At 62.6% G+C, this 20,026-nt stretch carries 20 protein-coding genes, 1 tRNA gene and 1 pseudogene; 7 read left to right on the forward strand and 15 right to left on the reverse strand.

Annotation, left to right across the window (positions count from 1 at the left end):
• Window positions 1-87 precede the first annotated feature (87 nt).
• The 3 genes from V5F78_RS10710 to V5F78_RS10720 form a co-directional block, all read right to left on the reverse strand.
• Window positions 88-603, reverse strand: coding sequence for a DNA -binding domain-containing protein (locus tag V5F78_RS10710; RefSeq protein WP_509276810.1), 516 nt, complete (start codon window positions 601-603; stop codon window positions 88-90).
• 55 nt (window positions 604-658) lie between these two features.
• Window positions 659-874, reverse strand: coding sequence for a transcriptional regulator domain-containing protein (locus tag V5F78_RS10715; protein ID WP_394068229.1), 216 nt, complete (start codon window positions 872-874; stop codon window positions 659-661).
• A gap of 157 nt (window positions 875-1,031) precedes the next feature.
• Window positions 1,032-1,295 (reverse strand): DUF2285 domain-containing protein, encoded by a 264-nt coding sequence (locus V5F78_RS10720; protein ID WP_394068227.1) that lies wholly within the window; start codon window positions 1,293-1,295, stop codon window positions 1,032-1,034.
• Window positions 1,296-1,510: 215 nt separating this feature from the next.
• Here V5F78_RS10720 and V5F78_RS10725 point away from each other — a divergent pair, with 215 nt between their 5' ends.
• Window positions 1,511-1,747 (forward strand): helix-turn-helix domain-containing protein, encoded by a 237-nt coding sequence (locus V5F78_RS10725; RefSeq protein WP_394068225.1) that lies wholly within the window; start codon window positions 1,511-1,513, stop codon window positions 1,745-1,747.
• Between the two features lie 175 nt (window positions 1,748-1,922).
• Here V5F78_RS10725 and V5F78_RS10730 read toward each other — a convergent pair whose 3' ends face one another.
• A complete protein-coding gene (locus tag V5F78_RS10730; protein ID WP_394068223.1) occupies window positions 1,923-3,113 on the reverse strand; it encodes a DUF932 domain-containing protein in 1,191 nt (396 codons plus the stop codon).
• Window positions 3,114-3,490: 377 nt separating this feature from the next.
• Window positions 3,491-3,811 carry a DUF736 domain-containing protein gene (locus V5F78_RS10735; RefSeq protein WP_394068221.1) on the reverse strand — a complete coding sequence of 107 codons (321 nt, stop codon included), beginning with the start codon at window positions 3,809-3,811 and terminating at the stop codon, window positions 3,491-3,493.
• An 816-nt stretch (window positions 3,812-4,627) separates the two neighbouring features.
• Between V5F78_RS10735 and V5F78_RS10740 the strand changes: the two genes are divergently transcribed.
• The 4 genes from V5F78_RS10740 to V5F78_RS10755 are packed head-to-tail and all read left to right on the forward strand — an operon-like array spanning window position 4,628 to window position 6,652.
• Window positions 4,628-4,936: a type II toxin-antitoxin system TacA family antitoxin gene (locus V5F78_RS10740; protein ID WP_394068516.1), complete on the forward strand. Its 309-nt coding sequence runs from the start codon at window positions 4,628-4,630 to the stop codon at window positions 4,934-4,936.
• Window positions 4,924-5,454, forward strand: coding sequence for a GNAT family N-acetyltransferase (locus V5F78_RS10745; RefSeq protein ID WP_394068219.1), 531 nt, complete (start codon window positions 4,924-4,926; stop codon window positions 5,452-5,454). Before V5F78_RS10740 ends, V5F78_RS10745 begins: the two co-directional genes overlap by 13 nt.
• Window positions 5,455-5,471: 17 nt before the next feature.
• Entirely contained in the window at window positions 5,472-6,431 is a 960-nt protein-coding gene (locus V5F78_RS10750) for a hypothetical protein (protein ID WP_394068217.1), read from the forward strand.
• The gene (locus V5F78_RS10755; protein WP_394068216.1) at window positions 6,428-6,652 is read left to right on the forward strand and encodes a hypothetical protein; all 225 of its coding nucleotides are present in this window, start codon (window positions 6,428-6,430) and stop codon (window positions 6,650-6,652) included. The genes V5F78_RS10750 and V5F78_RS10755 overlap by 4 nt, the downstream gene beginning before the upstream one ends.
• A 19-nt stretch (window positions 6,653-6,671) precedes the next feature.
• Here the strand turns inward: V5F78_RS10755 and V5F78_RS10760 are convergent, their stop codons facing one another.
• From V5F78_RS10760 to V5F78_RS10785, 6 genes are all read right to left on the reverse strand, one after another.
• Window positions 6,672-7,088, reverse strand: a complete 417-nt coding sequence (locus tag V5F78_RS10760) for a hypothetical protein (protein ID WP_394068215.1) — start codon at window positions 7,086-7,088, stop codon at window positions 6,672-6,674.
• A gap of 145 nt (window positions 7,089-7,233) precedes the next feature.
• On the reverse strand, window positions 7,234-9,273 hold the full coding sequence (locus V5F78_RS10765) for a ParB/RepB/Spo0J family partition protein (RefSeq protein ID WP_394068213.1): 2,040 nt from the start codon (window positions 9,271-9,273) through the stop codon (window positions 7,234-7,236).
• 353 nt (window positions 9,274-9,626) lie between these two features.
• Entirely contained in the window at window positions 9,627-11,657 is a 2,031-nt protein-coding gene (locus tag V5F78_RS10770; RefSeq protein ID WP_394068211.1) for an ATP-binding protein, read from the reverse strand.
• Window position 11,658: 1 nt separating this feature from the next.
• Window positions 11,659-13,050: an SIR2 family protein gene (locus tag V5F78_RS10775; RefSeq protein WP_394068209.1), complete on the reverse strand. Its 1,392-nt coding sequence runs from the start codon at window positions 13,048-13,050 to the stop codon at window positions 11,659-11,661.
• Window positions 13,047-13,490 carry a type II toxin-antitoxin system VapC family toxin gene (locus tag V5F78_RS10780; protein WP_394068207.1) on the reverse strand — a complete coding sequence of 148 codons (444 nt, stop codon included), beginning with the start codon at window positions 13,488-13,490 and terminating at the stop codon, window positions 13,047-13,049. The genes V5F78_RS10775 and V5F78_RS10780 overlap by 4 nt, the downstream gene beginning before the upstream one ends.
• Complete coding sequence (locus V5F78_RS10785) at window positions 13,487-13,789, reverse strand: hypothetical protein (RefSeq protein ID WP_184805674.1); 303 nt, start codon at window positions 13,787-13,789, stop codon at window positions 13,487-13,489. Before V5F78_RS10785 ends, V5F78_RS10780 begins: the two co-directional genes overlap by 4 nt.
• A 556-nt stretch (window positions 13,790-14,345) precedes the next feature.
• On the opposite strand from V5F78_RS10785, the pseudogene V5F78_RS10790 reads away from it, so the two are divergent.
• Window positions 14,346-15,371: pseudogene (locus tag V5F78_RS10790) on the forward strand (recombinase family protein); the annotation flags it as partial.
• Window positions 15,372-15,413: 42 nt separating this feature from the next.
• On the opposite strand, the gene V5F78_RS10795 reads toward V5F78_RS10790, so the two are convergent.
• The 3 genes from V5F78_RS10795 to V5F78_RS10805 form a co-directional block, all read right to left on the reverse strand.
• Window positions 15,414-15,704 (reverse strand): hypothetical protein, encoded by a 291-nt coding sequence (locus tag V5F78_RS10795; RefSeq protein WP_394068205.1) that lies wholly within the window; start codon window positions 15,702-15,704, stop codon window positions 15,414-15,416.
• Between the two features lie 256 nt (window positions 15,705-15,960).
• Window positions 15,961-16,037: transfer RNA gene (locus V5F78_RS10800), tRNA-Met, on the reverse strand.
• Between the two features lie 100 nt (window positions 16,038-16,137).
• Window positions 16,138-17,022, reverse strand: coding sequence for an RNA methyltransferase (locus V5F78_RS10805; protein WP_394068204.1), 885 nt, complete (start codon window positions 17,020-17,022; stop codon window positions 16,138-16,140).
• 197 nt (window positions 17,023-17,219) lie between these two features.
• Here V5F78_RS10805 and V5F78_RS10810 point away from each other — a divergent pair, with 197 nt between their 5' ends.
• On the forward strand, window positions 17,220-18,434 hold the full coding sequence (locus tag V5F78_RS10810) for an NADP-dependent isocitrate dehydrogenase (RefSeq protein WP_394042561.1): 1,215 nt from the start codon (window positions 17,220-17,222) through the stop codon (window positions 18,432-18,434).
• 39 nt (window positions 18,435-18,473) lie between these two features.
• Here the strand turns inward: V5F78_RS10810 and V5F78_RS10815 are convergent, their stop codons facing one another.
• Complete coding sequence (locus V5F78_RS10815; RefSeq protein WP_394068202.1) at window positions 18,474-19,745, reverse strand: cyclic nucleotide-gated ion channel; 1,272 nt, start codon at window positions 19,743-19,745, stop codon at window positions 18,474-18,476.
• Window positions 19,746-20,026 lie beyond the last annotated feature (281 nt).

A 20,026-nucleotide genomic window follows, 5' to 3' on the forward strand; every position in this document is an offset into this window, starting at 1 on the left:
TGGGCTGGCGTGGCCGGGCGTATGTTGGAAGAGAATGGCGTGGCGAAAAGCAGTAAAGGGGCGCGTCGTGTGGAAATGAAGGGAGCGTCAACCGCCGCGCAGGAGCTTCAAATATCCGCGGTTCACCAGTGCGAGCGACTGCTTGATCAGACGGGCGGCCTGTTTGCGGGCGGCCGAGTCCTTGAACTCTATGGCTGGCAGCTCGGCCTGCCGCGACCTGAGTATTTGGGCGGCAACGTCGCGAGGCTCACCGCCTTCCTCGTAGAGATCGGCGGCTTGCAGGAGTTGGATGTAGCGATGTCTCTGAAGGTCGGTGAGCCGCAGCTTTGGCGGCAACAGTCCGATCCGCTGGCCGAGAAGGCGGCGCAGAAATCGCGAGGCGAGATCAAGGCGAAGCGTCGAGGCGCCATCGCGCGGTAGAACCACGGACGGATGACGGGCCGCGCCTTCATCCAGCAGCCAGATATGCACGTCCCCAGAGGTGTCGTGGATGACCAGTTCGCGGCCGTTGGCGTCCTCGCGTTCGGCCAGTACCGTGCCGAAGGCCTCGGGATCGAAGGCCACGCCGAGATCGAAGCCGGGCGGGGCCGACGTGAGGATCAGCGTGCCTGGGGAATGCTCGGGAAGCCAAAAGACCGGTTCGTGGGCGGCGGGGACATCAGGATCGTAGACAAAACCGCAACCCCCATCTGCGGGCGAGGTTCGACCGGGCTTCGTCCGGATCGATGCCGCCACGATCGATCATGCGCAGCGTATGGGCATGGTCGCGGCGATAGGCGGCATTGCGGCGAAGCAGTTCGGCGGCGAAGCCAGGACGGTCGAGACGGTTCAATTGTTCGATCGTCTCTTGTGACCGCCAGTCGGATATAGGCATGGGTGCCTCCCTGAGCTGGTCCCCTCGTCTGGCAGGGGAAAGCACCCACGATCTGGAAATCCTCGGTTGTGCCTAGACCTTAAGGTTGCATCGCGCGCGACGGCGACCCGTGCGATAGGTTGGATCGATTTGATACGCCCGACGCGCGCCGGAACCGTTAGTGCATCCGCGGTTCGAACAGATGGCGGTAGCCTGTCTCGGTCATCCAGCGAGCGCGGGCCAGGTGGCTATCATGGACGGCTTTGGCACGGTCGGGCTCGCGTGTCGGGTCGAGCCCGAAGAGGACCAAGACCACTTCGCGCCAATCCGCGCCCTCCTCCTCGGCCATCAGCAGCCGAACATAGGTCGCCAGATGCCGCTCGTCATAAGCGTTGACGCGCTCGGTCAGCGGCGGGCAATCCTGGAAGGTGAGCATAGTCATCATTGGCCCCCGCCAAATCTAACGAATGCGTTTAACTCAGATTTACCGCAATATTCCGACCGATTCCATACGATCCCCTGATGCGCCGGACGCATCGCGTGTGCCGCTGGCAGGCATAAGGCGGACGTCTGCGACGGCTATCTCTATCATGGACTTGTACGAATCGGAACTATCGTTCCTGGAACGATAATTCCGATACTGGCTCCTCTATCGCCATGGATCTCAAGGAGGTCATGGCGATCAATCTGCGTCGGATACGTCATGCGAAAAAAATAACGCAGGAAGAGTTGGCCGAAAGCGCCGGATTGAGCGCCCGCTATGTCGGCGCGATCGAACGTGCCGACGTGTCGGCCAGCGTGTCGGTGCTGGGACGAATCGCAGAAGCGCTCGATGTCGATGCGGCTAACCTGATCCAGCGTTCGGCACCGAAGGCGCCAGCCGAGTCGTCATAGGTTCAAGTGTGAGAGACATGGATTCGCGAGCCGGGCGCAGCTCGGCGAGCGGCGGCCGCACCCTAAGGGGCGGCCGCCGCCGTCGATCCGGTTCTGCGGATCGGCGGAAAATTTGCCGAGGTGGAAGGTCGGAAAGTCGTGCAGCCGGTTTCACGGCTGCACGGCTCTACGGAAATCAGGCGGCACGTTCCATCAGCTTCTTGGCCTTGGCTTCAAGATCGAGCCGAGTGTCCTGATGGGTCTTTGAGCGAGCCAGCGCGGTGATGCCTTGGACGAAGTCGAAGATGCTTTCCGGCTTGCGGCCTTCCTCATCCAGCACCGTTTCGATGATCTTCGCCGTCTCAGGCTTGGAAAAACCCCGCTTGCGCAGGAAGCTTTCCCGATCTTCGTCGGTGCGGGCGACGATCCGCTCCCGCGCCGCCCTGATTCCGGCGACGAACGGCGCGGGCGAAGAATTGGCGAAGCTGGTCAGGGCGGGCGCGGCCTCATGGGCGAAACGCTGCGCGGCAAACTTGCTATGCCGGATGCTGATTTCCTCGAAGCCCTCGACGCCCCACAAATTGCGGTTCTGGCAAACCGCGCGGAGATAGAAAGAGGCGATGCCCAAGGTCTTCGATCCGACTTCGCTATTCCACGCATAGAAGCCCCGGAAATACAGGTCCGGCTCTCCATTCGGCAGGCGGCCCGCCTCGATCGGATGGGTGTCATCCACCAAGAATAGGAACACGTCGCGGTCGCTGGCGTAGAGCGTCGTCGTGTCCTTCGTGACGTCCACGAACGGATTGTGTGTCATGGTCGCCCAATCCAGCACGCCCGGCACCTTCCAGCGGGTATCGCCCGTGCCGTTACCCGCAATCTTCATCACGGCGGCGACAAGCTCATGATCCCAGATGCGGCCATAGTCCGGGCCGGTCACGGCGCGTAGCTCTATCCGCCCATCGTCTGCCTCAAGCGTCTTCACCAATTCGGCGCGATGCGACAGCAAACCATGTTGCAGGTTGATTCCGGCCAGCGGCGCGGGAAGCTGGCGCATATAGGACGCGGGCGCGCTGACAAGGCTGCACAACTGCCCGAAGCTCCAATGCGTCGGGGAAATGTGTTCGTCCCGGCCCGGCACGATCAATGACAGGCGTTCCGCGTCATCCCGGCTCGCCTCCACGCGCACGGCGCGGCTCTCCACGGTTCTGGCATGGGCGCGCTCGGCGCGGCGGCGCACGGTGTCGTAAAGCTCGGTGAGGTTCAAATAACGTTCGTCATCGGGCCGGGAAAACCATTCCGAGGAAACGCGGCCGATCCGCTCGCCGCGTGAGACATCCACGCCGAAGCCGGAAGAAACAGGCTGCTGGTTCATGGTCAGGGTGTTCATGGTCTTTGCTCCTATTGGGCTTGGGTTGAAGCGCAGCGCTGCGCTGCAACCTTGCCCGTCGGCGAGACCGGGGTAGCAAGGCGCAAGGGCGACCGGGACGGAGGGGGATCACCCGGCCTGCACAAGGCGAAGCCGCGGAAGGCTGGGGAGACCGTCCCGGACGAGCGTCAGCGATCCCTTGCGCCGCGCGGGGGCAGCGCCCCTAGCAACCTGCCCGGCAAGAGCGTCAACGGAAGCCGGGACAATGATCTGATCGGGATGTGCAAAGCCGTAACACCTGACATCCGCACATCCTGATTGCCGTATTCCCTGAAAGGCGGTGGCGGCCATAAGCATGACGAGGCCCCACCCGAAGGTGGGGCCTCGCTGTCCCGGCATCAGTCGCCGCTGCGGCGGGACCAGATGAGAGCGTGCTCGCCGCCGTCCTCGGCCTCGACCAGGCTGGCGTAGATCGGTGCGGGGAAGCTCGGGTCGTCCAGCTTGACGGAGAGATATTCGCGCTGCGTCTCGCGAGCGGTTTTCTTCCAGGCCGCACCGAACTCCGTGGCGCCTGCGAGGATGCGGAAGTCAGGGCCGCGCTCGCTGTCGCCCTCGGTGGGGACGAACTTCACGGTCTTGACGTTGAGGGTCAGGGTCTTGACCGCGCCGGTGTAGCCCGAGCCGTTTTCGTTCTTGGTGAAGCTGCCGATGGTCGCCATGGTCGTGTTCCTCTTGTCCTTCGGGCCGCGCCCATCGCGGCCTCGATGGGGGTCGTGCGACCGGGGACGATCGGCCCGCACCCGCAGGGCTGAAACGCAGTGGAAGGCGGCCGGCGACCGCTTTTTTGTTTCGCGATGCAAAGCCGCAGGCGGCGGAAAAAAGTTGTCGACAGACGTTGCGGGAAGACGATTGAGGCGAAGCCGGTCTTCGGTCAGACCCAATCCATTCGAGGACGCCGTGGGTGTGGCAGGCAGGAAAACCGAGAGGATCACGGCGATGACGATCGGCTCCCGTCGCCAGGTGCGAACATGACGGTAATGCTCCAGCCGGCCCCTTCGCCTGACCTTCCCCGGCCAGACTGGCACGTCGCTACCACGGGTGACCAATCGGCTCCTGAAATTCCTATCCTGTTCGCGGTGTCATGATCGGTAGGGCCGAAGGCAGGCCTCGCGTGACGCTCAGCCGTTTTCGGCGCCAAACTGGACGATCTGAGGTCCGCCGGATTACGCGACCTGTCATGCTCAAGGAAAGCAGCGATGGTCGGCCCATGGTCCTGCGGTTGGCGCGCAAGGCGGACCGGGGCTCCTTTTGGGGTGGGGCTTCACGCGCGCAGCCAGCGCCGCCGCTTTGCGTTAGTGATCAATGCCGAATGGCGGAAACGGGCCATAGCCGGTTCCGGCGCAGCCGAGAGCGCGGCCCGGAGGCAACGCCATAGCGCCTACAGCCTCGCTCCCACTCACCGGCGTATTGACATTGTGGATACATTCCGCCATATTCCGTCCATGACAAAGGCTCGCGCATCCTCTCCGGAACATATGCGTCCTGCGACCATAGCGGTTGTGGAGCGTCCTGTGCCGTCCGAGACCAAAGGCAGCATCAATCTGCGCATCGAGACACATACGCGCCAGCTCATCGACGACGCGGCGGCGATCCTGGGCAAGACACGCACAGAGTTCATGATCGATAGCGCCCGCTCTCTGGCGATCGACGTGCTGCTGGATCAGCGCCTGTTCGTGCTGGATTCGGATCGATACGACGCCTTCGTCCATGCGCTCGACAATCCCCCGGCGCCCGGACCCAAACTTCGCGCGCTGTTGCGTCGAGCTCCGGCATGGGAAGCGTAACCCCTGATCCTGAGCGTCCGCAAACGAAGCTCTCGGCCCCGGTTCCCCTAACGGCAAACCATGATCTGGCAGAGTTCGATTGCGGTGAGCCGGTTCTGAACGACTGGCTGAAGCATCGCGCGCTGAAGAACGAAAGCCGGTTCTCCCGCACCTATGTCGTCTGTGATGGGAACGCGGTGGTCGCCTATTTCTGTATCGCCGCCGGATCGGTGGAACGGACGGCCGCGCCGGGCAAGGTCCGGCGCAATGCGCCTGACGTTATTCCTGTTTCGGTGATCGGGCGTCTGGCCGTCAGCCGCGCCTATGCCGGTCACGGCCTTGGCGCAGACATCCTGTCCGACGCATTGCGCCGCATCGCGGTCGCGTCTCAGAGCATCGGGATCGGGGCGGTGCTGGTGCAGGCCAAGGATGACAACGCAAAGCGCTTTTACATGGCCTGCGCAGAATTCACTGAGTACCCGGCGGACAGTCGCACCCTGTTTTTGCCAATCGAAACAGTGATCGCTGCGTTCAGCTAGTTTGGGAGAAGGCCGCGATGGGCGAAGCCAAGCGAAAGAGACAGCAACAATCGGCGTGGCCGCGCTCGGACAGTTTTCGAGGCGCGATCGACCTGCACGGTCTTCCGCCGGTCGCCGCGATCAATGGTGCACGCATCCGCGCTTTGACGGGCGACGAGACGATTCCCGATGACGCACAGGTCATTCTTCGGGCCTTCCAGGCCGTGGTCGGTGAGCGCAGCTTCCATGTCGGCTTCTGTCTCGGCGATGGCGAGGGTTTCAGTGCGATCGGGATCGCGGTCATTGACCGGTTGATGATGGAAGTGCCCGGCGCGGCGCTGCATGTCGTGCCCGTCGTTCATGAAGATATCGCGTGGGACATCGTGCTGCGGCATCTACGGAGTTTCACCGGACAGGTTCTGCTCTTCGCCTTTCCGGACTCGGATGTTTACGACGCCGGCACCGCCGAAGTTTCCTATTCGCAGGACATCCGGCAGTTCGATGCGGACGGCGCGCCGTTGGAGCGGCTGACGGCGGCGCAACGCCGCAGGATACGCGAGCAAAAGGCGGCGATTCTCAACCGTCCGCCGCCGCCCGTCTTCTATGCGGCGACCGGGGTCGCCCGGGAAGAATCGCCATGGATCTTCCGGCTGGCCACGCCCGCCGGGAAAGTGATCCGCACGGCGGTGTGGAACGGGCGGCGTGACTACGCGCATGAATTTCCGGCAGAGATTACGCACTGGGTCGGTGGCGACAAGATCGCCATCGTTCAGGTCGATAGCCCGGTCGGAGTCAACCGCCGCTCCTCACTCGACCTGACGCACCGGCTCGCCATGGATTTCGATGGGGTCATCCATTGGGCGCGCGATACGGAAACCTTCCAGTCGATCCTCAAATCCTTCGTCCGGCTCGATCTTGAATCGGTCAGCCCGCCAGAACTCCCCGGAAACTGGGAGCCGGAAATCACGATACTGGCGGCGAATGGCGGTGATCGATGAAGAAGGGCGAGTGCGAAACCGCGATCCGGCACCTGTGCCATCAATGGCGCAAGGCAAGCGGACTGGCAGACCTGCCGCCCGATCAACTCAGCTTCTCGACCTTTCTGTCATGGGTCCGACAGAACTATTCGTCCTATCTCGATTTTCGGACCACCACGTCCGTCTCCTATGACGTCGAGATGTGGTTCGATGACGAGTTCAAACAGAGCTGGCGTCGATAGCTGTCGTCATACGTTTCGCTTATTCGGCGCGTGTCAGCGCGCCGCCTGCCAACCGCAACAGCGCTGAAACACCGACGAACGCACCGCCGATGATACAGAAGATTTGCCGCCAGACGTCGGACGGCACGGCTTCGCGCGTGACGCCGTGGACAAGGGCGTAGCCTGCCACGGCGGCGGGCGCGGCGAAGATGAGCGCCACGATCAGGCGCAGGACCGGCGAGCGTAACGACGCGAAGGCGAACACCAGTAGGCCATAGGCCGCGGCCCCGGCGACGAGGCCGACAAGGGCCGCGCCGATCAGGCCGGAGCCGGTGCTGTAGGCGAAGCGCGCCGCTTCGACCCCGAGCATGAAGAGGAGCGCATAAACGGCGAGCGTATAGGCCAGGACGCAAAGTCCCGCGATTGAGGCCACGCTCATCAACATCACGGCGATCATGACGGTTCTCCATAGCGCCGATGACGATTTCCGTTATCGGACAGTCGAGGTGAGCCGGTCGCGTGGTGAACACCGCGCGGCCGGAATTTTTCGGGTGCAGGACGAAAGGAAGGCCGGGACCGCTGATGCGATCCCGGCCCGATCCTCACTCGGCGGCGATCTGGAAGGCATCACCTTCTTGTGGTTCGTCCAGCCGCACGGTGCGCATGACGGCGGGAAGCCATCCGGTCCCGGCCAGAAGCTGTTCGGCAGCATCCGCCATTTCCGTCTTCTTCAAGGCCCCGATCCGTTCCGCCACCTCGTCGCTGACGGCTTCGCGCACGGCGGCGAGGATATGTGCCTTGGTGACGCGGCCCAGATAGCCCCGCACGGTCGGCGTCCAGTGCGCCGTCATGTCGAGGGCCACCGCCGTCGCCAGCTTGTCGGCCGTGGCATGGGCGTGGGGCTTGCGCTCCCAAGGCTGCTTGACCGCATTGACGGTGAGCGAAGCGCAGTGGGCGAACAGCGACATCACGCTGGCATGGCCCAGACCGGCGACGAAGCCCCACAGGTCCGCCACATCACGCGGCATATCTGCCGCCCATCCGGCATGACGATCCGCCAGCGTCTTACCCGCCGCCGTGTCCTCAATGCCGTCCGCGTGAGAAGCGAGATAGCTGCTGGTCGGGCGGATTTCGAGGCAGGCGGCGTCCACCCCGCGATAGAAGGTCTGCGCCGCCAGCGCATGGGTGACGGCGACCAGCGCCATGTCCGGCTGTTCGCCCAAGGCAAGGCGAAGGCCCAGCGTCCGGTGCGAAGTCAGGTCACGGATGAGAAGGTCCGACAGCGGCTTGCCCGCATCACCTGCGTCCTCGTCCTCCGTCTCGAGCGCGGAAGCCGGGTTGCCGTCCTCGTCCCGCTCGCCATCCTCGATGATCTCGCCGTCGCTGTTGACGCGAACTCCGCCGATCATGCTGCCGCCTTCACCGTCCGCATCTTCCACGGTTTCAGGCCTTTCGTCCTCGGCCCGGATGAAGCCGCGCTCGATGCGGGCTTCCCCATCATGGGAGAGGATGACGAACACGCCGCCGCGCGTAATCTCGTCGGCATCATAGGCGTGACGCAAACCGTCGATGCGCTCGATCTCTGCTTCAAGCTCCCCGAACCGCTGATCCACGTCGTCGGGCAGTTCGTCGGCGGTGTCATGCTGCTCGGTCATCGCATCATATTCTCCTTGCGCGGCGGCATAAGCTGCCTCGTCTTCCTCCGGCAATTCCACCGGATGCGGATAGGTGCGGCGCAGGCCATTGCCGTGTGGATAGTCGATATGAACGCCCGCCCACTTCCAGCCTTCCCCGGCCTTCACGCTCTCCGCGATCCCGTCCAGCTTGTTGATGACAAGCCGGTCCAGCAACGCGGCATCTTCATAGAAACCGCCGCGATCCTCGGTGAACAGGTCGCGCAGGATGACGCCGCCCGCTTCGGTATAGGATTCCGCGCCGACGAAGATCGCCCGCCGATCCGTCGCCGCGATGTGCATACGGGTCAGGTCGCGTCGAATGGTCGAAGGGTCTTTGTTCCACGACAGGTTCTCGAACACCTGCTCCTGCCGGGCCGGATCGTCCACGATGGCGAAGGCCATCAACTGCTCCAAGGTCAGTCCGCCGTCGCGATAGACTTGCATCAGCTTGGGGCTGACAGCGCCAAGACGCATCCGCTGGCGCACAACATGGGCGCTCACGCCGAACCGGGCCGCGATTTCCTCCGCACCCCATCCGCGCGTTTCGGCAAGCTCGCGAAAGCGCTCGAACTGATCAGCGGGCGAGAGGTCTTCCCGCGTGACGTTCTCGTCCAGACTGATTTCGCTCGCGTCGTTCACGGTGTCGATGACGCAGCGGATCGGCTCGGTCTTCTTGATCTGCTTGCGCTTCACGCGCAGCAACTGCGCCAGCCTGCGGCCTTCACCGATGCTGACGAGATAGAAGCCGGTCGCGGCTCCCTCGGCGTCAAGCTCCGGCTCCACCACGAGGTTCTGCAGGATGCCCTTGGCGTGGATGCTCGCCGCCTTCGCTTCGATGGACGCCTCGCTGTGTGGGGTTTTCCGGGCGTTGTCGGGATGCTTCTTGAGCTTGTTGAGCGGGATGAAAACCTCCGTGCCGGCCCCTGCGGTGGGGATGGCGGTCGTCTCGATTGCAATGGTCGTCATGGTCTTTGCTCCTAATGGGCTTGGGTTGAAGCGCAGCGCTGCGCTGCAACCCTGCCCGTCGGCGAGACCGGGGTAGCAAGGGCAAGGGCGGCCGGGGCGGAGGGGGATCACCCGACCTGCACAAGCGGATTTCCGTAGTGACGGAATTGCTGAAAGTCGTATCTGCGCGGAAGGTCGGGGAAACCGCCCCGGACGGCGCGGCTTGCCGCGCTTTACCCTTGCCCGCGCGGGGGCGGAGCCCCTAGCGAAACTGGCCTGGCGGGAGCGAAGCGGAAGCCGGGCGCAAGAACCGGATCAGGATGTGCGGAGCTGGAGGGCCTGAGACCTGGATATCCTGATCCTCGAATCCGAAATCAGAAATCCTCGTCCGTCGAATCTTCTTCGACCTTTTCCACGCCCCACGCAGTGATGACTTGCTGCAGAGGGAAGGGTTTCGTCTCCTTCGACCACTCGTGGAATGGCGCGGCGGTCTGGCTATAGGGACCGGGATCGGGGCGATCGAACTGTACGCGCGCGGGAATATGGAACGCGCTGCCGAACACGATGGCTTCGCCGGACGCCAATATAGTCACCTGGTCGAGCAAACGCCGTGCTTGCATCGGAATGATGCGACGGAAGTGGTCGATGTCATCGGGATTCTGCAGCCGATGGCTGATGAAGTTGGCGCATTGGCTGATAATCGTTTGGCTGATTTCGCTGGGTCGTTGGCTGGCAATGATCAGCGATAGACCAAATTTTCGACCCTCTTTGGCGATTCGCTCGTATGTCAGGCGGGCTTGGCGATGGCCGCGGTCTTCGTCCGAACGACCTGGCCGGGCGTAGTTGTGCGCCTCTTCCAGAACGAGCACCCAAGGATGCTTGTATCGGGACGCTGCTGGTAGGCGCTCCCGAGCCTCCAGTAGGATGCGACCGATGACGGCGCAGGCGTAGGGGAGAACTTCGTTGCTCAACATGGACAGGTCGAGCACCGACACCTTGGGACCTGTCGCCTTGCCGAGACCGAAGCGCGCAAACCACGATGAGAGGTCGGCGATCGCCACGGCCGCTTCCTCGTAGTTGAGAAACGCGCGCCAGCGTTTGTCGTCCAATCTGGTCTTGAGCCGGAGCTTTAGTGTCGTGAGATGCGCGTCGACTCTGAACGTATCTTCCTTGGAGACCGCCCGGTTGATGAGTGATGGATCGGTCAATGTTGCCCGTGCGATCGGAAGTGGCGAATCCGCAGTGCGGACGCCAGCTTCGGCAGCACCACTGCCTGCGATGATTTGCTTGCGAATCTCGTCTTTCAGCTTTTCCGCTTCCGTCGCCACTGCGGCCTGGTTGTTCATGACCTCGGTGTTGTAGTCGTTGGCCGTTCGGTGGTGCGCGAACAGGGCTTCGAATGCCGTGGTATCGATTCCGGTGTCAGCGAGGTGGCCGATCGCGGCATCGCAGTAGGAGCCGGCCGCCTTCTTCTTGATGCGGGTGAGTTCGCTCAAAAGCTGATCCAAAGCGCTCATGGCATTCTGAAGGGAATTCAGGTTGGCGGCATCATCTGCACTGCCGCCCTTCGCGATGGCCCACCAGTCCTTGAGCACGGGCTCTTGGGTCTGCTCCGATGCGCTCAGCCAGGCACAGATTTCCTCGGCGTTGAGGAACCATAACGGAACGCCAAATTCCTCGCCGTTTAGGTAGACCCGATCAGGCTGGCGCGCCGTCGTTCTCCCCGACGGAAAGGCTCTTTCATACTCGCCGTTGATGTCGAGTATGAAGATGTGCGGCTCCTGAGCAGCGCCGTCGAGTGCCTTCATCGCCTTCTGTATGAGGCTCGACACAGAATAGGACTTGCCGGAGCCAGTGTTGCCGACGATGGCCAACGGCCGAGAGAATAGGTCGTTGTACGAAGCGCGGACGACATTGCTCGATTGACCCGTCGGGTGACCGATCTTCAGCTCGCAATCGAAGTCCTTTGCGTCGTAATCCTCCGGCCGGTTTCGGCGCGGTGGTATCTCGAAGACGGCGCGAAGGATTTCGGGCGACCCGATCTCAGCGGGCGTGTCCAATGTAGGCAGCACTGAAATGCCTGGACTGAACGAGGGCTCGTTGTCGATGCGCTCGATGGTCCCCAGCAATTGCACGCTCGCGACTCTTCTAGGCTTCATCAATTCGAGGCTGAGATCATCGCCGCTTGTGGGATCGAAGCTCTCGCGCGCTTCGAGGTCAGTGATGATGCCGATGACGGTTTCACCCGCGCCCAGCGAGAATGTCAGATAGGCATTGATAGCGATCGCTACTTGAACGCCGTCAAGCGTCGCCCGGAGCGCCGATCGGGTCTCGGGCAGAAGCTCGACTTTTATACGGAAGCCCTGAACTGCAACGATGTGGCCGACGAGGCGCGGGTTGTCCATGTCAGACTCCCGGGTCCGGATCTGGCGCAGGCGTCGAAGAAGACGCGATCTGCTTCTCGAAGCGCCTCAGTCGGAGGAAGTCGTCGAGCCACTGGACGTCGGGCATCACCGACCTGGCGAAGTCGTCGAATGTCGCATGCTTGAACGCCGCGGCGGTGAAAGCGGCGTCCGTCGGGCAAAGGACGAAGGCCCGCTTACCCAAATCCTTGTAGCGCCGGATGCGGTCGATAACCGGGCTCTTCGGATTGGGCTCAACGACGAGCATAACCAGCGACGGATTCATGAGGGCGTTTTCGATGATGCGACTGACATGGTCGTCGCCAAATCCATAGCCGAGGACGAGAAGGAAGGTTTGCGGAATGCCGAGACGCACCTGAAACGACCTGAAGAGATGCGCGTAGGGCATTGTCAGGGTCTGGGCGAACTTGTTGGCGGTGGGGAGGATGCCGACCGAAGGCGTGTCCGTCGCCAGCTTCGACAGAGCCGTGGCTTTGTCGGCCGGGCTGAGGCTCCCGTAAGCGCGAAACGGCGCCAGGCTCGGATGCCGAGCGCGCATCTCGCTGTCCTGCTCAAACCAATGGATTGAGCCGTGAAGCTTGTAGAAGTGCAGGAACTTATCGAACCGGCGAACGCGACCCTCGGCAACCTCGCCCGGGTAGTAGACGTCGAGACCATAGACCGACGGATCGAAGCGTGCCTCGGCACGGCCGGTGAAGCCGTCGAAATACTGGATGCCGAGGATCTCAAGCGCCTGTTCGAAGAGGGTGTCGTAGTTCAGCGTGAAGAGGTGGGTCCGACCGAGATTGCTGTCGCGGGCGACAAGCTTAGAGAGAAACGCGAGCTGTGGTGCGATTTCACCTGCTGTTTTGGCAGCTCCAGTGTCCGGTAGGGATAGGGCGCATTCAGCAAAGATCGCCATGCGAAGCCGATCGACGAACCATCGAAGCTCGGCGACGGTGGGGCCTGGGGCGGTCGGCCAAATAACACCTTTGAACGGAGCATCGGTCGACTCGGTGACGACGAGTGCATTGGCGATGAAGGATAGCCAGCCTTCGAAGCCAATGACCGGTTCGTCCATCATATTCGCGTAATCGACATCGGCCTTGCGGGCGGTGATGATCGGCGTAATGGAAGCGGGCAGATCGACAAGCGCTTCGATCGTCGCAAAGACTGCAGTTTCGAGATTGGCCATCGTCTTGCCACCGGAACTGACCGATGTCCCGGAGCCAGTCAGGACAACTAGGTTCTCCATGCGCAGCCATTCTGCGATCAGGGCCTGCAGGCGGACGCGGCCTTGCTTCTGATCGAGCGCCGAAAGGATATCCCCGACATCGCCGCTCTCGGTTAGACCGATAAGCTGGTATTCTAACGGCGCTGCGGCTGGTCCTGTCATTTCCGTCCCCCGTCGCCGTCCCTGATCGGGTTGACGATCTCGATATCGAAGAAGTCTTTTTCGTTGTCGGTCACGACGATACAGTCGTTGGCTTCGGCAACGGCAGCGATAATCGTGTCAAGTGCGCTTCTAGGTCGCCCTTTGGTTCTTCCGGCGGCCATGAGCCGCGCCCATATCAGGCCAGCTTTCTCGTCGAATGAGAGAACCCGACCCGCGAACAGCGCCTGCGGGCCTTCGGGGCCGACGAACCAAGTATCGAGCGCCTCACGCTTTCGACCTTTTGGCTTTTCGAGAATGCCGCGACGGATTTCGGCGACGGTAAGCGAAGCAATGAAAAGGTCGTCGTCTTTCTGAGCGCCCATCCAAGCCAGCAGCGAGCCCGACGGCTCCGGCTTTATGACGTTGCTGATGATATTTGTATCAAGGAGGTAGCGTGTCACAGATCGACCTTACGTCCTTCTTCTCGCGGCCGGCTGAGGTCGAGATCCGCGCCAACCAGCGGTGAGCGACGTAACGCCGCGAGAATGCCGCCTGCTTTCGGAGGCTCACCCGCCACTGCCTGCTGTATGGTCCGGCGAAGCTGCCCGGCTTCCGGACCTTCCTCCGTCAATTTCCGGGCAAGAGATCGGAGCAGATCGCGATCGGCGTCGAGCGCCTGGATCTCGAACCGCGCGATGCCACGCTCAGTCAGACGGGACCGATAATTCTCAAGGGCTCTCTTCTGTGCGCTGTTGCTCATCGCTCGCCTCCGTGCTATATCCAGATATATAGCCGTGTTTTCTTTGGAGTGCAAGGCTGGTGGAGTTGTTATCGGTCCCCGCAAATGAAGACGGCCCCTGCCAGGCATTTGGGTTGCCGGCGGTTGCCATCGTGACGAGACGCCCCTCTTCCAATGAGGGCGATCACAAATATATTATTGGTACGATGGCCATCGACCCGCGCACCGCCACTACGCTGCCGTCCGCCAGCATCCTCCCTGGCGCGATGCAACTCATTGATTTACAATACGTTTCTCTCTTGCCAACGCACTATGACTTGGCATCATTGTCTCGAAGCGGAGTTTTCCGCGCGAGGACAAGGACGCGATCGTGGCGCGACCAAGACGTACAACATCCGACAAGCTTCGTGTGGTCGCCGACGCGACCCGCGAACCGGCTGTGCCTGCGTCGTCCAAGCCCGATCCACGCCTCGTCAACCTGGTCCGGCTGCTGGCGCGACAAGCTGCACGGGACTTCGTTCAAGCCGAAACAGACAACCGGACGCGAGACCGCCTCCCGGAGTAAGGAGGTCGCCTCATGAAGGTCGCGCTCTACGCTCGCTATTCTTCGGACAATCAGCGAGACGCCTCGATCGAGGATCAGTTGCGGGTCTGTCGCCTACATGCAGAAAAGCAGGGCTGGACGGTCGTCGACAGCTATACCGATCGGGCGATCTCCGGCGCGTCGTTGCTGCGCCCCGGCATTCAAGAGCTGATCAGCGATGCGATGCGCGGTAAATTCGTCATCGTGCTCGCAGAGGCGATGGATCGGCTGAGCCGCGACCAGGAGGATATCGCTGGATTGTTCAAGCGCATGGCCTTCGGCGGCGTGCGTATCGTCACGCTGTCGGAAGGCGACGTGACGCATCTGCATGTCGGCCTCAAGGGGACGATGAACGCCCTCTTCCTGAAAGACCTGGCCGACAAGACCCGCCGCGGGCTGCGTGGCCGCGTTGAGGACGGCAAGTCCGGTGGCGGGCTGTGCTTCGGCTATGACGTGGTGAAGCAGTTCGCATCGAATGGTGAACCGATCCGCGGCGACCGAACGATCAACGAGGCCGAGGCCTCCACCGTCCGCCGTATCTTCGCGGACTACATTGCCGGCAAGTCGTCGCGCGCCATCGCCTTTGAGCTGAACAAGAAAGGCGTGCCTGGGCCGCAGGGCGCCGAGTGGGGACCGTCGACGATCCATGGGAACCCGAAGCGCGGCGTCGGCATCCTCAACAACGAACTTTACGTCGGACGCCTAGTCTGGAACCGCCTCCGCTATCTGAAAGACCCGGACACGGGCAAGCGGGTGTCACGCCTCAATCCCGAATCCGAGTGGGTGATTCAGGAAGTGCCGGAGATGCGCATCATTGACCAGGAAGTCTGGGATGCGGTGAAGGCACGTCAGCAATCCCTTGCCTATGAGACCTCCGAGCCCGGCGAGAATGCACTGAACGAACGGCGGCGTCCAAAGCACCTGTTTGCCGGCCTTGTGAAGTGCGGTTGCTGTGGCGGCGGCTACACGATGATCTCGAAGGATCTGCTCGGCTGCGCGACCTCACGGAATAAGGGCACCTGCGATAATCGGCTGAATATCAGGCGAGATGCCCTTGAAGCCTCAGTGCTCAGCGGCCTCCGGACGCATCTGATGGAGCCCGAGCTGTTCAAGGAATTCTGTGACGAGTTCACCCGCGAGGTGAACCGGCTGAGGATTGAGCGTAGCGCAGACATCATCGGTCAGCGCAAAGAGTTGGAACGCGTCCAGCGGGACTTGGATCGAGCGATTCAAGCCATTCTGGATGGTGTGCCCGGCGTTCAGCTCAAGGACAAGATTGGGGGTCTTGAAGCCCGTAAGGCAGAACTGACCGAACTGCTGGCGAACGCTGAAGAGCCGCCGCCCCTCCTGCATCCGAACATGGCGGAAATCTACCGCCAGCGAATCGCGGTGCTCTATGAGAGCCTGCAGAACGAGGATGGGAAGGCCGAGGCAGCAGAAGTCTTCCGGACGCTGATCGATCAGGTAACGCTCGTGCCCGACGAGGCCGAGCTGGCGATCGTGCTGCGTGGCGACCTAGCCGCGATCCTGCGGTTTGCCGCGAACAAGAAAAACCCCGCCGTCCTTTCGGAGGCGGGGGTTTTGGGTTCCTTGCTTTCGCAAGAATCGTTGGTTGCGGGGACAGGATTTGAACCTGTGACCTTCAGGTTATGAGCCTGACGAGCTACCGGGCTGCTCCACCCCGCGTCAGAGCTGACGATTTGCCGGCGAACCGGCGTCAGTGAGGTGTATGTAACAACGCCGACCGGGGAAGGAAACCCCTCGCTTCAAAAAAAGCGGCAGGATTTCATTTGCCTGTGGACGGTTTGCGCTCACGGCTCCCCGTCGGTGGGCGAAGATCCATGGCCAGGCCGCGCGCCCGCTTCTCAACCGCTTTCGCATTGCGCTCGCTCTTGCGCGTCTCGCGGCCGATCCGGCCCTCCACCAACGAGGTGATCATGCCATGCAGGGTGGCGAGGTCCTGTTTGGAAAGGGCGATGCGGTGAAAGATGTTGCGGATGTTCCGCGTGGTCGAAGGCTGCTTGTCGGCGGAGCGAAAGAAGGCCGCCGCCTCCAGCTCGCCTTCCAGATGGTCGAAGAAGGCCATGAGATCCTTCTTCTCGGCGACGGGGGATTTTTCGGCCGTGGCAAAGGGCAGCGCGCCGCCGGTGGCCTGCTTGAACCATTCGTACGCAACCACCGACACCGCCGTCGCGAGGTTGAGCGAGGCGAAGGCCGGGTTCACCGGCAAGGTGAGGATGACATCGCAGAGCGAGACCTCCTCCGTATAGAGGCCGGTGCGCTCACGGCCGAACACCAGCGCAACGTCCTCGTCTTGCGCCAGCCGCGCCGCCGCGACGCGCGCAGCCTCGTCGGCGCCGATCACCTGCTTTGCCATGCCCCGCTCGCGCGCGGTCGCGGCGATGGCATAATTCACATCCGCGAGCGCCGCCCGCAAATCGGGAAAAAGCGTCGCCTCCTCCAGGATGCGATCGGCACCGGCGGCGAAGATTCGGGCCCGGTCGTCCGGCCAGCCATTGCGCGGATTGACAAGGCGCAGGCGGGAAAGGCCGAAATTGCCCATCGCCCGCGCCGCCGAGCCGATATTGTCGCCGAGCTGCGGTTCCACCAAAATCACCACCGGACCGCCGACGATCCAGGGCTTCGTGCTGTCAGTTCCTGCGCCGGGCATCAATTTTTTCCTTTATCGGCTCTCTAGCCCGTGGGCACGGCCAAAGTCGAGGTGTCATGCGCTTCTTCTTCTGGCGCGTGAATGCTATAGCGGCCTCGCCCAGGCGGGATGCCGGCGGCGCCAGCGGGGCGCGGGCCGATACGGTATCTCCCATAGACCCTCTTTACGCTCTCAGAGCGCCCCGAAAGGTCGTCCACATGGCGAAGATCAAGGTGGCAAATCCTGTCGTCGAACTCGACGGCGATGAGATGACGCGGATCATCTGGCAGTACATCAAAGACAAGCTGATCCATCCCTATCTCGATATCGACCTGGAATATTACGATCTCTCGGTCGAAAATCGCGATGCCACCAACGACCAGGTGACGATCGACGCTGCCGAAGCGATCAAGAAGCATGGCGTTGGCGTGAAGTGCGCCACCATCACGCCCGATGAAGCGCGCGTGAAGGAATTCAACCTGAAGGAAATGTGGAAGTCGCCTAACGGCACCATCCGCAACATCCTCGGCGGCGTCATCTTCCGCGAGCCCATCATCTGCAAGAACGTACCCCGCCTCGTGCCGGGCTGGACGCAGCCGATTATCGTCGGCCGCCATGCCTTCGGCGACCAATACCGCGCCACCGATTTCAAGGTCCCCGGCAAGGGCACGCTGACCATCTCCTTCGTGGGCGAAGACGGCACGAAGATCGAGAAGGAAGTCTATAAGTTCCCCGGCGCCGGCGTCGCCCTCTCCATGTACAATCTGGACGAATCGATCCGCGATTTCGCCCGCGCCTCGCTGAATTACGGCCTGAACCGCAATTATCCCGTCTATCTCTCCACCAAGAACACGATCCTGAAGGCCTATGACGGCCGCTTCAAGGATATCTTCCAGGAGATTTACGACGCCGAGTTCAAGGAGGAGTTCGAGAAGCGCAAGCTTACCTATGAGCACCGCCTGATCGACGACATGGTCGCCTCGGCGCTCAAGTGGTCCGGCGGCTACGTGTGGGCCTGTAAGAATTACGACGGCGACGTGCAGTCGGACATCGTGGCCCAGGGCTTCGGCTCGCTCGGCCTCATGACCTCCGTGCTCATGACTCCCGATGGCATGACCGTGGAAGCGGAAGCCGCTCACGGCACCGTGACCCGCCATTATCGCGAGCATCAGAAGGGCAAGGAAACCTCCACCAATTCCATCGCCTCCATCTTCGCCTGGACGCGGGGCCTTGCCCATCGCGCCAAGCTGGACGGCAATGACGAACTGGCCAAGTTCGCCGACACGCTGGAAAAGGTGTGCGTGGACACGGTGGAAGCGGGCGACATGACCAAGGACCTGGCCTTGCTGGTCGGCGCGGACCAGAAGTGGCTCTCCACCACCGGCTTCCTCGACAAGGTTTCCGACAATCTGACCAAGGCCATGGCGGCCTGAGAACGTACTGGACGGGGCGCCCTGCGGCGCCCCGTCCCTTCAGTCTTCCGAGGACGGCTGACGGTCCGCCTCGCCGAGTTCCTCCGGTGAAATATCCCCCCTCGGCCGCAGCGCATGGGGCGCTTCCTCGCGGTGCTCGAGGTCGGCGATCCGGTCCGCGATTTCCGGTCTGCGGGCCAGAAGGTCGGTAAAATCCCTCCCGTCCAGGATCAGCAATTGCGTGCGGGAGAGTGCTCGCACCGTGGCGCTGCGCAGCCGGCCGGTGCGCAAGGCCATCTCCCCGAAGAAATGCCCTTCGCCCAGGCGCAACGGCCCCGATTCCAACTCGATCTGCACCTCGCCCGAGAGAATGAAGAACATCGAGCGCGCCACATCCCCGCGCCGCATGAGCACTTCGCCGGGCTCGGCGGTGTGGGAAGAAAGAAGGCGCAGAATCTCCCCGATCCCCGCCGCATCCAATTCCGCGAACAATGGCACGCGGGCCACCATGCCCCAGCTCACCACGAATTCGCGGCGACGGATCACATCTGCGAACGCCGATGTGATGATGCCCACCGGCAGGGCCAGCATGACGAGCCCCGTGATCATGGTGACGCCGGCCACCATGCGCCCCGCGAGCGTGACCGGCACCACATCGCCGTAGCCGACCGTCGTCACTGTGACCACCGCCCACCAGGCCGCGAGCGGGATCGAGCCGAACTTGTCCGGCTGCGCCTCATGCTCCACCACATACATGACCGAGGCGGCGAGCAGCACCACGGCGGCGATGATGCCGAGGCAGGCGAGCAGCGCATGTCGCTCGATCCGGATCGCCTCCAGAAGCGAGGCGATGCCCGGCGAATAGCGCGCCAGCTTCATGAAGCGCACCAGGCGGAACAGGGCGAAGATGCGCAGGTCGGCGTTCAGCAGCAGCACGAGGCCGAACGGCATGACGGCCAACAGATCTATGATGGCTGCCGGCGTCGCGGCATAATTGAGGCGCGCGCGGCCGGAAGGCATCCCGCGAAACCGCGGATGTTCCGGCGCGGCCCACAGCCGCAGGCCATATTCGACCGCGAAGATCACGAACGACACCAGCTCGAACACGTGCAGGCCCGCCTGATAGGGCGTGCCGATGCTCGGCACGGTTTCGACGATGGCGGCAAATGTGTTCGCGAGGATGAGCACGATCAGAAGGGCGTGCACGATCTGCGCCGTGGTATCGTGAACGGAGTCCCGCTCCAGGATGGCGAACATGCGCTTGCGCATGGCGTGCCGTGGCAGGCGCCAGAGGGAAAGCGAAGAAGGCGGCTTCTGCCCTGCGGCCGGCATCTGTGGCCGGTTCTCCCTTAAAGCGTGGCGTCGCGTCCGGGGACGGAGAGGCCCGAGAGCGCGAGCCACCATCGTCGCACGATGTCCGCCGTGCCCCCAAAGCGAAAGTCCCACGGCCCAGGGTCGAATCGCCACAGGGATACCGCAGCGCGCAGTGCCTGAACCGACGATACACAAGTCCCAGGCCAAGCGCCCGTCAAAGCGGCCCCCCTCGCCCCCTTGGCACGCAGCGACCCCGTCACCGGGCCAGGCCCCGATCCAGGCGTGCGCCGGCGCAGACA

It is taken from the genome of Roseixanthobacter glucoisosaccharinicivorans, from assembly GCF_043195095.2.
Lineage (GTDB): Bacteria > Pseudomonadota > Alphaproteobacteria > Rhizobiales > Xanthobacteraceae > NCEH01.